The sequence below is a fragment of the Streptomyces lushanensis genome (assembly GCF_001700515.1).
Classification (GTDB): domain Bacteria; phylum Actinomycetota; class Actinomycetes; order Streptomycetales; family Streptomycetaceae; genus Streptomyces; species Streptomyces lushanensis.
The window spans coordinates 1-10,192 of sequence record NZ_MAUD01000418.1 but is presented as its reverse complement, the minus strand read 5'-3'; the positions used below and the strand labels follow the sequence as shown (position 1 = coordinate 10,192).

Below are 10,192 nucleotides of genomic sequence, written 5' to 3'. Positions count from 1 at the left end.
TCGACGTCCTCCCAGCGCGCCCGGCGGCCGTCGGCGCGCTGGGAGGACGTCGAGTTCGCCACGGAGGAGTTCCCGCTGATCGCCGAGCGGCAGAACGCGCTGGAGGAGGCGGCGGCGCGGGCGGGGTCCCCCGTGCTCTTCTGCGACACGGACTCCTTCGCCACCACCGTCTGGCACGAACGGTATCTGGGCGCACGCGATCCCAGGACCGAGCGGATCGCCGAGCTGAACGGCCATCATCTCTGGCTGCTCACCGACCACGAGGGCGTCGCCTTCGAGGACGACGGACTGCGTGACGGCGAGGAACTGCGGCCGTGGATGACGGGCCGGTTCGGCGCGGAACTCGCCCGTACCGGACGGCAGTTCATCCGCGTGAGCGGCTCGCACGAGGAGCGGCTCGCCGTCGCGGTGGCCGCCGTCGACGCGCTGCTCGCCCGTGGCTGGGACTTCGCGCCACCTCTTCCGGAGCGACGGTGAGCGCGCGGCGGGCCGGGATCGGTGCCGCGGCCGACGGGCGGGCGCGGGTGCCCGAGGGCTACGACCCGTCCGCCTTCGTGCCGTTCGCGGTCACCGTCGACCTCGCCGTCTTCACCGTCCGCGAGAGCCGGCTGCACGTCCTGCTCGTCGAGCGCGGCCAGGAGCCCTATCTGGGCGCCTGGGCGCTGCCGGGCGGCTTCGTCCTGCCGAAGGAGTCCGCCGGGCAGGCCGCCCGCCGTGAACTCGCCGAGGAGACCGGCCTGTCGGCGCGGACCGCGGGCGCCTTCCATCTGGAGCAGCTCAGGACGTACAGCGAGCCGGACCGCGACCCGAGGATGCGGGTCGTCTCCGTGGCGTACACGGCGCTCCTGCCCGATCTGCCGGAGCCGCGCGGCGGCGGTGACGCCGCGCGTGCCCAGTGGGTGGAGTTCGGCCCGGGCGGCGCCGGCGGCGCCGCGCGTGCGCGCGCCGGGTCCCGCGGGCCGGTCGGAAGCCGTCGGAGGGGGCCCGGCCGGCCGCTGGCCTTCGACCACGAGCACATCCTCGCCGACGCCTACGACCGTGTCGGCGCCAAACTCGAATACACCTGTCTCGCCACGGCCTTCTGCCCGGCCGAGTTCACGCTCGGCGAGCTGCGGCAGGTGTACGAGACCGTCTGGGGCGTGGCGCTCGATCCGCCCAACTTCCGGCGCAAGGTGCTCACCACGCCCGGGTTCGTCCAGGCGCTGGAGCGTCCGCCGCGCAGGACGGGCGGCCGGGGGAAGCCGGCCGCGCTGTACCGCGCGGGAGCCGCCACCGCACTGCACCCACCTCTTCTGCGACCGGATCGACCGGAAGGACGGACCGAATGATCATCGCGAGGACCCTCACCAAACAGGCCGCGACGGGCTCGCTGATCGGGCTCGCGCTCGGCGACGCCCTCGGCTTCCCGACCGAGTTCAACGATGTGCCGTCGATCCTGGCCAAGTGCGGACCCTGGCGGGAGATGTCCCTGCCGAAGCCCGCGATCGTGACGGACGACACCCAGATGACGCTCGCGTTCGCCCGGGGCATCCGGACGGCGATGGACCGCGGCGTACTCGGTCCGCTGCGGCTGGAGCGGCCGGTGCGGGACGAGTTCGTCGACTGGTTCCACTCACCGGACAACAACCGCGCTCCCGGCCGCACCTGTCTGCGGGCCTGCCGGCTCCTCGACGGCGACCGGCCCTGGCAGCAGGCCAGCCAGCTCGACTCCAAGGGCTGCGGCGCCAACATGCGGGTGGCGCCGATCGGGCTCGTACCGGGACTCAGCGACGAACAGCGGGCGGGCGCGGCGCAGTTGCAGGCGGCGCTCACCCATGGCCATCCGACGGCGCTCGCCGCCTCGGACCTCACGGCCCGCGCGGTGTATCTGCTGGCGCAGGGCGGCGAGCCGCCGGGACTGGTGGGGCAGTTGCGCTCGTACGCGTACGAGAACCGCGAGCGCTACCACCACCGCTGGCTCGGCGATCTCTGGACGCGCGCGCACGATCCGGCGCCCGAGTCCTTCATCGCACGCGGCTGGGACGAGTGCCTCGCGGCCCTGGAACGGGTCCGGCTCGCCCTGCGCACCCCCTCGCCGGAGACCGACCCGTGCCTCGCGACCGGAGACGGCTGGACCGCGGAGGAGGCCCTCGCCACCGCCCTCCTCTGCTTCCTGCTCTTCCCCGCCGCCCCGGTCACCGCCCTGCGCCGCGCCGCCTGCACCCGGGGCGACTCCGACTCCATCGCCTGCCTGACGGGCGCGTTCGCCGGCGCCCACCTCGGCGCGGGCGCCTGGCCCAAGGAATGGTCCGAGCGCATCGAGTACCGGAGCGACCTGATGTCACTGGGAGCCCTCTGGGACTCTTGATCCATGCGTACGGACGAAGGCGGCGCGGACGAGCGGCGCTCGCGCCCGGCGTGCTGACCGGCCGGCACGCCCCCACTACGAGGAGGCGCGGTCAGGTACGGGGCTGCGGGGTGTGCCCATGGGGTACGAGGCGTTGCACGATCTGGTCGTCCGGGTCCGGCTGGAGCGCTGAGGCGCGGCGGGCGCGGATCAGGAAGTCCTCCACACGGGCGTGGTCCGGCTCCGGCGGCAGTGGCGAGCGCTTGGCCGCCTCGTCGGCCTCGTCGGCCAGACGGGTCATCCTGCGCTCCACCTCGGCCCACGGGACCTCACCCCGCTTGACCGCGAGCAGTTCCTCCCGGTCCGCGCCGACATCGATGGTCAGCGTGCCCGTACGCAGCAGATCCCGGCAGCTCGCGAGCAGCCGCAGCAGATGCATGGCGTGCTTCCAGCGCGGGGCGCCGTGCCGCCGGACGTCCGCCGTCAGCTTTCCGTGCTGGCCCGCGGCATACCGTACGAACGTCTCGTGCGCGTGCCGGGACAGGAACGCGTCGCGCAGCGACAGCAGTTCACGGCCGGTGTCGTCCAGCCGCTCGACGAGCGGGGAGTGCAGACACTCCAGCACGTTGGGATTGGTGCGCAGCGCCAGCGAACAGAAGCGCTCCAGCTCCCAGGAGAACTGCTCCGGGGCCGGCCCCTCCACATGGGTGGGCGGCTTCTCGAAACGCCAGTACAGCGGCGTCGGCGCGACGAAGACACCGCGCCGGTCGGTGTCGCTCTCCTCCGTCGCGAGCCCGAAGGCGCGCGAGCCCATCACACAGGAGTAGACGGTGTGGTCGCGGACGAGGGCTTCGGGCGTCATGCGCGAGAGCGTACGGCCGCGGCGCACGGGGCGGCGGCGCGGGCCGGGGGTTCGCGGGCTGTCTAGGCTGGACCGAGCGGCCCGGTACCGGGCCGGTGCGGTGCGGAACGAGGAGAACGTCGTGGCGGTACGAGCGGTCCGTGGGGCCGTGCAGTTGGAGCGGGACGAGTCCGGGCACATGGACGACCAGGTCAGGCTGCTGCTCACGGCGATACTGGAGCGCAACGCGCTCGCCGCGGACGATCTGATCAGCATCTGGTTCACGGCCACGCCGGACCTGCACAGCGATTTCCCGGCCGCCGCCGCGCGCGGGCTCGGAATGGCCGACGTCCCCCTCCTCTGCGCCCAGGAACTGGATGTCCAGGGCGCCCTGCCGCGTGTCGTCCGTATCCTCGCCCATGTCGAGTCCGACCTTCCCCGGTCGGAGATCACACACGTCTACCTCGGCGCAGCCGCCGCCCTCCGCAAGGACATCGCCCAGTGAGAGCCCAGTGAGAACCGCCCTCGTCATAGGAACCGGTCTGATCGGCACCTCGGCCGCGCTGGCCCTGGCCGGCCGAGGCGTGACCGTCCATCTCAGCGACCACGATCCGTCCCGGTCCCGTACCGCCGCCGCCCTCGGCGCGGGCACGGACGAGATGCCCGAGGGACCCGTCGATCTCGCGATCGTCGCGGTACCGCCCGCCCATGTCGCGGCGACACTCGCCGCGGCCATGCGGGCGGGCACGGCCCGCGGCTATCTGGACGTGGCGAGCGTCAAGGGCGGCCCGCGCCGCGAGCTGGAGGCGCTCGGCCTCGACCTGGCCTCGTACATCGGTACCCACCCGATGTCCGGCAAGGAGCGCTCCGGTCCGCTGGCCGCGACCGCCGATCTCTTCGACGGACGCCCCTGGGTGCTGACGCCGACCGGGAACACCGACACCGAGGTGCTCAATCTGGCCCTGGAGCTGGTCGCGCTCTGCCGCGCCGTGCCCGTGGTCATGGACGCCGACGCGCACGACCGGGCGGTCGCCCTGGTCTCGCACACGCCTCAGCTGATCTCGTCCATGGTCGCCGCCCGGCTGGCCGAGGCCGACGAGACGGCCGTACGCCTCTGCGGCCAGGGCATCCGCGATGTCACCCGGATCGCGGCCTCCGATCCCGGGATGTGGGTCGAGATCCTCTCCGCGAATCCCGGACCCGTCGCCGATGTGCTGGCGGGGGTCGCCGCGGACCTCGGCGAGACGGTCGAGGCGCTGCGCGCGCTCCAGTCCTCCGACGAGCAGAAGCGGCGCGGCGGAGCGGCCGGGATCGAGGACGTGCTGCGCCGTGGCAACGCGGGCCGGGTACGGGTGCCGGGCAAGCACGGCGCGGCCCCGGCGGCCTACGAGATCGTGGCGGTACTGATCAGCGACCGCCCCGGCGAGCTGGCCCGGATCTTCGCGGACACCGGGCACGCGGGCGTCAACGTCGAGGACGTCCGTATCGAGCACGCGACCGGGCAGCAGGCGGGACTGGTCCAGCTCATGGTCGAACCGGCGGCGGCGCCGGTGCTCTCCGCGGCCCTGCGGGAGCGCGGCTGGTCGATCCGGCAGTGACCCGGCGGCGACCGCGTCCCGCCGAACGGGTGCATGGGCGGTCCTGAACACTCGGTAACCTTGTGCGGGGGCGTTTGTGCGTCCCCGCGCATCCACCCCGAGAACCAGGAAGGTGTCCGCCCCCCGTGGAAAACGGAGCAACCCCCGCCCGGACCGCCCCGGCCCCCGTGATCGTCGCCGTCGACGGGCCCTCGGGCACGGGCAAGTCGAGCACCTCCAAGGCCGTGGCCGCGCGGCTCGGGCTGAGCTATCTGGACACCGGCGCGCAGTACCGCGCGATGACCTGGTGGATGATCACCAACGGCGTCGATGTCACGGACGCCGTGGCCGTCGCGACCGCCGCGGGCAAGCCCGTCCTGGTCTCGGGCACGGATCCGGCCGGCCCCACGATCACCGTCGACGGCACGGACGCCTCGGCCCCGATCCGTACCCAGGACGTCACCGCCAAGGTCAGCGCGGTCAGCGCCGTGCCCGAGCTGCGGGCCGTCGTCACCGAGTTGCAGCGGTCGATCGCCGCCGCCGCGGTGAACGGCATCGTGGTCGAGGGCCGTGACATCGGTACGACCGTGCTGCCGGACGCCGACGTCAAGATCTTCCTCACCGCGTCACCGGAGGCCCGTGCCGCGCGCCGCAGCGGCGAGCTGACCGGCAAGGAGGCGACCGATGTCGCCGCCACCAAGGACGCGCTGATCAAGCGGGACACGGCGGACTCCAGCCGTAGGACGTCCCCGCTCGCCAAGGCCGGTGACGCGATCGAGGTCGACACCACGGAGCTCACGCTCCAGCAGGTCGTGGAGCGGGTCGTGGCCCTGGTCGAGGAGAAGCGGGCCGCGAGGTGAGCACGGTGTCCGCACAGGGCGCGGAGGTCGGCCGCCGTCTGGGCGTCGGGCTGATGAACGGGCTCTGGAGGCCACGGGTGCTGGGCGCCTGGCGGGTCCCCGGGAGCGGTCCGGTGATACTGGCCGTCAACCACTCGCACAACATCGACGGTCCGATGGTGATGGGTGTCTCGCCCCGCCCGGTGCACTTCCTGGTCAAGAAGGAGGCGTTCATCGGTCCGCTCGACCCGTTCCTGCGGTCGATCGGCCAGGTGAGGGTGGACCGTGCCGTCGCCGACCGCGGCGCGATCGGCGACGCGCTCGGAGTGCTCGGGGCCGGCGGAGTGCTGGGGATCTTTCCCGAGGGCACCAGGGGCGAGGGGGACTTCGCCTCGCTGCGCGCCGGGCTCGCCTACTTCGCCGTACGGTCGGGAGCGCCGATCGTGCCGGTCGCGGTCCTGGGCAGTACGGAGAGCCGCGGCCGGCTGATACCGGCGCTGCCCCCGCTGCGCAGCCGGGTGGACGTCGTCTTCGGCGACGCCTTCGAGGCGGGCGCCGGCGACGGGCGGCGCACCCGCAAGGCGCTGGACGAGGCCACGGTACGGATCCAGGAGCGGCTGACCGCGCATCTGGAGCAGGCCAGGCGTCTCACCGGGCGCTAGCGCCGCGGTCCTGGCGCCGCGGCGCGAGACTTGGCTTTTGAGTAGTGGACCGCGTCGAGCGGTGCACCGATCACGATGAACGAGGTACGGACTTCATGAACGACCAGATCGACTCCGGCGACGAGCACGGAGAGCTTGGCGATGCCGAGTACGCGGACTTCATGGAGCTGGCCGCGCTGGAGGGCTTCGAGGCCGAGGAGGTGGAGGGCGCGATCGGCGAGGCCGGTCATGGCCCGCTGCCCGTCCTCGCCGTCGTCGGCCGCCCCAATGTCGGCAAATCGACACTCGTGAACCGGATCATCGGCCGCCGTGAGGCGGTCGTGGAGGACAAGCCGGGCGTCACCCGTGACCGGGTCACCTATGAGGCCGAGTGGGCCGGCCGGCGCTTCAAGGTCGTCGACACCGGCGGCTGGGAGCAGGACGTCCTGGGCATCGACGCCTCCGTGGCCGCCCAGGCCGAGTACGCGATCGAGGCCGCCGACGCGGTGGTCTTCGTGGTGGACGCGACGGTCGGCGCGACCGACACCGACGAGGCCGTGGTCAGGCTGCTGCGCAAGGCGGGCAAGCCCGTCGTGCTGTGCGCCAACAAGGTCGACGGACCCAGCGGTGAACCGGACGCCACGGCGCTCTGGTCGCTCGGGCTCGGCGAGCCCCATCCGGTCTCCTCGCTGCACGGCCGGGGTACGGGCGACATGCTCGACGCGGTGCTCGAAGCCCTGCCCGACGCCCCGGCGCAGACCTTCGGCACGGCCGTCGGCGGCCCTCGCCGTATCGCGCTCATCGGCCGGCCGAATGTCGGCAAGTCGTCCCTGCTGAACAAGGTCGCGGGCCAGGAGCGCGTGGTCGTCAACGAGGTCGCGGGCACCACCCGTGACCCGGTGGACGAACTGATCGAGCTGGGCGGCACCGTCTGGAAATTCATCGACACGGCGGGCATCCGCCGCCGGGTCCATCTCCAGGAGGGCGCGGACTACTACGCGTCGCTGCGTACCGCCGCCGCCGTCGAGAAGGCCGAGGTCGCGGTCGTACTGATCGACACCAGCGAGTCGATCAGCGTCCAGGACCAGCGGATCATCACGATGGCCGTCGAGGCGGGCCGCGCCCTGGTCGTCGCGTACAACAAGTGGGACACCCTCGACGAGGAGCGCCGCTACTACCTGGAGCGCGAGATCGAGACGGAGCTGGCGCAGATCGCCTGGGCGCCCCGGGTGAACGTCTCCGCGCGCACGGGCCGGCACATGGAGAAGCTGGTCCCGGCGATCGAGACGGCGCTCGCGGGCTGGGAGACGCGGGTGCCGACCGGGCGGCTCAACGCGTTCCTCGGCGAGCTGGTCGCCGCGCATCCGCACCCGATCCGCGGCGGCAAGCAGCCGCGCATCCTGTTCGGTACGCAGGCGGGCACGAAGCCGCCGCGTTTCGTGCTCTTCGCCTCGGGATTCATCGAGCACGGCTACCGGCGGTTCGTCGAGCGCCGGCTCCGTGAGGAGTTCGGCTTCGAAGGGACCCCGATCCATATCTCTGTGCGGGTGCGCGAGAAGCGCGGCCGGAAGAAGTAGCGAGGGAACAGCGGGGACACGCGGGAAGCGGTGGGGCCCGGTGCGGGATCGTCCGCGCCGGGCCCCACCGCTTCCGGCGGTCAGACGCCCCGGCGGGGCCCCGGGGGGAGGGCCGCCGGTGTGTGGCGTCCTGCGGGCTGCCGGGGGTCGCGCTGCCAGGAGCCCGAGTAGGGCGTGTGCCCGTATCCCCCGTGAGCGGCGTGCAGTCCGGTGCCGAAGGCCGTGAAGCCGAGATTCTCCTCATTGCTCCGGTCGCCGGGCAGCGCCCGGAAGGACCGGCGGAACTCCGAGTACAGCGCGTCGTAGATCGGCGTAGTGGAGTACCCGTCCGCTACGTCCTGCGCCGGGCGCATGGAAGGGATCTGGCTCTGGTACTGCTGGCGGGAGGAGTCGTATGAGTGCACATAGGAGCCAACGACCCTTTCGTCCGTCGGATGCGGGCTGCCGTCCCGGGAATCGGCCGTCGGCCGCCGGAGCAGCAGCCGCAGTGTGGTGCTCGACGCCTCGCTCATGTGCCGGCCAGCGGCATCGCCGCGGCGACGAGCCGTCCGTTGGCCGCGGCCTTCTCCAGGGCGTCGCGGAGCAGATCCTCCCGGGGCTGCTGGCCGATGGAGCCGACCGGCGCGGCGAAGACCAGCACGGTGTGCGACTTGTTGGCCGCCGCACGCCAGCCCTCGGTGACCTGGAGCGGCTGGTGGGCCTGCCACCAGGCGACCGGGCTGCCGCCGCCGGTGCCCGGCTGGAGCACGGCGTGCAGCTGGCCCATGGCGAGCAGCACCGACCAGCCGGGCAGCGCGCCGGGCAGGGTGTTCAGATCGGAGACGGGCCGGAAGCCCTGCTCGATCAGCAGCGTGAGGAACTCGTCTGTGGTGCCGCGCGAGCCGGGGCGGGCGATCGGCGCGGTCGGCTCGACGACCAGGGCGGGATGCAGATCGCCCTCGATCAGCACCAGCCCGCTGGTGACGCCGAGGACGGCCTGGCCGCCACCGGCGCCCGGGTCGGGCCGGGAGGTCTCCGGCTGCTCGCCGCCGGTGATGGAGCGGACCGCGCCCTGGAGCTGCTCCTCGGCGACCTGGACGACCTGGGAGGGGATGCAGGTGGCGTGGGCGAAGGCGAGAACGGCCGTCTCCTCGCCGACGAACAGCACGGTGCTGGTCCGCTCCTGCTCGGAGTCGCCGGGCGTCCGGCAGGAGGTGCAGTCGTAGCTTCCCGGGGAGTTCTCTCCGGCGAGCAGCCGGTCGGCTTCTTCGTCGCCGATCTCGGCGCGTACGTCCTCGCTGACGTCGAGCATGCGCGGCACGGGTGGCTCCTCGAACTCGGTGCGTGGGGCCGGGCTGTTCCCGGCTCGTAAAGAAGACAACGGGCGAGCCGTGGCCAGGGTCACGCGCGGACACGCACGGAATCGAACCATCCGTCGCGATGGGCGGGCCCTCGTCAGGAACGAGTCATTTCGCGTCAACACCCCACGGGCGGACGGAAGTTGACCTGGTCCGCGGAACCGCAGATCAGTACATGTACAGGTCGACAAATCGGGAAATCAGTGAACCAATGGGGTGGCTGAAACTCGTTGCTGCTTTCGATGGATCCGGCTCCGTACGGGCGCCGGCGAGGCCGGAGCGGGTGCCTCCGCGCCGGCCTGCCGGGCCGGCGGGCGGCTCCGCTCCGAGTGCCGCGCCCCGGGCGGACCGGATCACCCCCCACGCCGCCGGACGGTCCGGACCGCGCTCCGCGCGCTTCGCCCGCCGAGGACCCCGCCGCCCATGGCTCTCCCCGGGGGCTCCACCCGGGTCCGCACCTGGACGGCGGTCATCGGACTGCACGCGTCACGTGTGGCGGGTCGGTGGATTGTGCGGGGATAACGTGAATTCTCCACGCCCCGTCAATTGCCGACGGGGCATCGCGTGCTGTCCGGCGCGTGAAATTCAAGAAGGTGCAATTCATGTGATCTTCGGGCCCATGGAATTACTTCCGGGCCGACCGCGAACTGCCCGTAAGAGTGAAGTTGTTGGCGTTCGGCCGATCGCGTGATCCTGTGACACAAGCGTGACCGCTGAGAGACGGGATGCGTCCTGTGCCGGTATCCGTTCGGCTTCCTTCACCGCCCGGTGGCGCCTACGGTGAGTGTTATGGCACCGATACCGAGTCAGTTCCGACAGCCCGACGACGTCCCCGAGTCCTATGTCGGACTCGACGCCGAGAGCGCCGAGCGGCGCGCCCGCAGGCGCGGCTGGACGACGGTCAGAAGTCTGCCGCCGGGCTCGATCATCACGATGGAGTACCTGGAGGGCCGCCTGAACTTCGAGGTCGACGACGGCAGGGTCGTCCGCTGCTGGCTCGGCTGAGCGGTCCGCGTGTACGAAAGGCCCCGGCCTGGTCGGCCGGGGCCTTCGT

General features: G+C 72.3%; 12 protein-coding genes. 9 read left to right on the top strand and 3 right to left on the bottom strand.

What is annotated here, in order from left to right; translation table 11 throughout:
* The 3 genes from BFF77_RS28390 to BFF77_RS28380 form a co-directional block, all read left to right on the top strand.
* Window positions 1-477: AAA family ATPase (locus tag BFF77_RS28390; protein WP_141698547.1), on the top strand; the 477-nt coding region annotated here is incomplete at its 5' end.
* Window positions 474-1,328 carry an NUDIX hydrolase gene (locus BFF77_RS28385; protein WP_245703740.1) on the top strand — a complete coding sequence of 285 codons (855 nt, stop codon included), beginning with the start codon at window positions 474-476 and terminating at the stop codon, window positions 1,326-1,328. The genes BFF77_RS28390 and BFF77_RS28385, both read left to right, overlap by 4 nt.
* Complete coding sequence (locus BFF77_RS28380; protein WP_066955409.1) at window positions 1,325-2,347, top strand: ADP-ribosylglycohydrolase family protein; 1,023 nt, start codon at window positions 1,325-1,327, stop codon at window positions 2,345-2,347. The genes BFF77_RS28385 and BFF77_RS28380 overlap by 4 nt, the downstream gene beginning before the upstream one ends.
* Window positions 2,348-2,438: 91 nt before the next feature.
* Here the strand turns inward: BFF77_RS28380 and BFF77_RS28375 are convergent, their stop codons facing one another.
* The gene (locus tag BFF77_RS28375; RefSeq protein WP_066955418.1) at window positions 2,439-3,188 is read right to left on the bottom strand and encodes a nucleotidyltransferase domain-containing protein; all 750 of its coding nucleotides are present in this window, start codon (window positions 3,186-3,188) and stop codon (window positions 2,439-2,441) included.
* Window positions 3,189-3,309: 121 nt separating this feature from the next.
* On the opposite strand from BFF77_RS28375, the gene aroH reads away from it, so the two are divergent.
* From aroH to der, 5 genes are all read left to right on the top strand, one after another.
* The gene (aroH, locus tag BFF77_RS28370) at window positions 3,310-3,672 is read left to right on the top strand and encodes a chorismate mutase (protein WP_066955415.1); all 363 of its coding nucleotides are present in this window, start codon (window positions 3,310-3,312) and stop codon (window positions 3,670-3,672) included.
* A gap of 7 nt (window positions 3,673-3,679) precedes the next feature.
* Entirely contained in the window at window positions 3,680-4,765 is a 1,086-nt protein-coding gene (locus tag BFF77_RS28365) for a prephenate dehydrogenase (protein WP_066955406.1), read from the top strand.
* A gap of 125 nt (window positions 4,766-4,890) precedes the next feature.
* A complete protein-coding gene (gene cmk, locus BFF77_RS28360) occupies window positions 4,891-5,604 on the top strand; it encodes a (d)CMP kinase (protein WP_079125566.1) in 714 nt (237 codons plus the stop codon).
* Window positions 5,605-5,657: 53 nt separating this feature from the next.
* Window positions 5,658-6,245, top strand: a complete 588-nt coding sequence (locus BFF77_RS28355; protein ID WP_107422272.1) for a lysophospholipid acyltransferase family protein — start codon at window positions 5,658-5,660, stop codon at window positions 6,243-6,245.
* A 95-nt stretch (window positions 6,246-6,340) separates the two neighbouring features.
* Window positions 6,341-7,801, top strand: coding sequence for a ribosome biogenesis GTPase Der (der, locus tag BFF77_RS28350; protein ID WP_066955397.1), 1,461 nt, complete (start codon window positions 6,341-6,343; stop codon window positions 7,799-7,801).
* Window positions 7,802-7,881: 80 nt separating this feature from the next.
* Here the strand turns inward: der and BFF77_RS28345 are convergent, their stop codons facing one another.
* Window positions 7,882-8,313, bottom strand: a complete 432-nt coding sequence (locus BFF77_RS28345) for a hypothetical protein (protein ID WP_342671272.1) — start codon at window positions 8,311-8,313, stop codon at window positions 7,882-7,884.
* Window positions 8,310-9,101 carry a hypothetical protein gene (locus BFF77_RS28340; protein ID WP_066955394.1) on the bottom strand — a complete coding sequence of 264 codons (792 nt, stop codon included), beginning with the start codon at window positions 9,099-9,101 and terminating at the stop codon, window positions 8,310-8,312. Before BFF77_RS28340 ends, BFF77_RS28345 begins: the two co-directional genes overlap by 4 nt.
* Window positions 9,102-9,927: 826 nt before the next feature.
* Between BFF77_RS28340 and BFF77_RS28335 the strand changes: the two genes are divergently transcribed.
* The gene (locus BFF77_RS28335; RefSeq protein ID WP_066955391.1) at window positions 9,928-10,143 is read left to right on the top strand and encodes an I78 family peptidase inhibitor; all 216 of its coding nucleotides are present in this window, start codon (window positions 9,928-9,930) and stop codon (window positions 10,141-10,143) included.
* The last annotated feature ends 49 nt before the right edge of the window (window positions 10,144-10,192 follow it).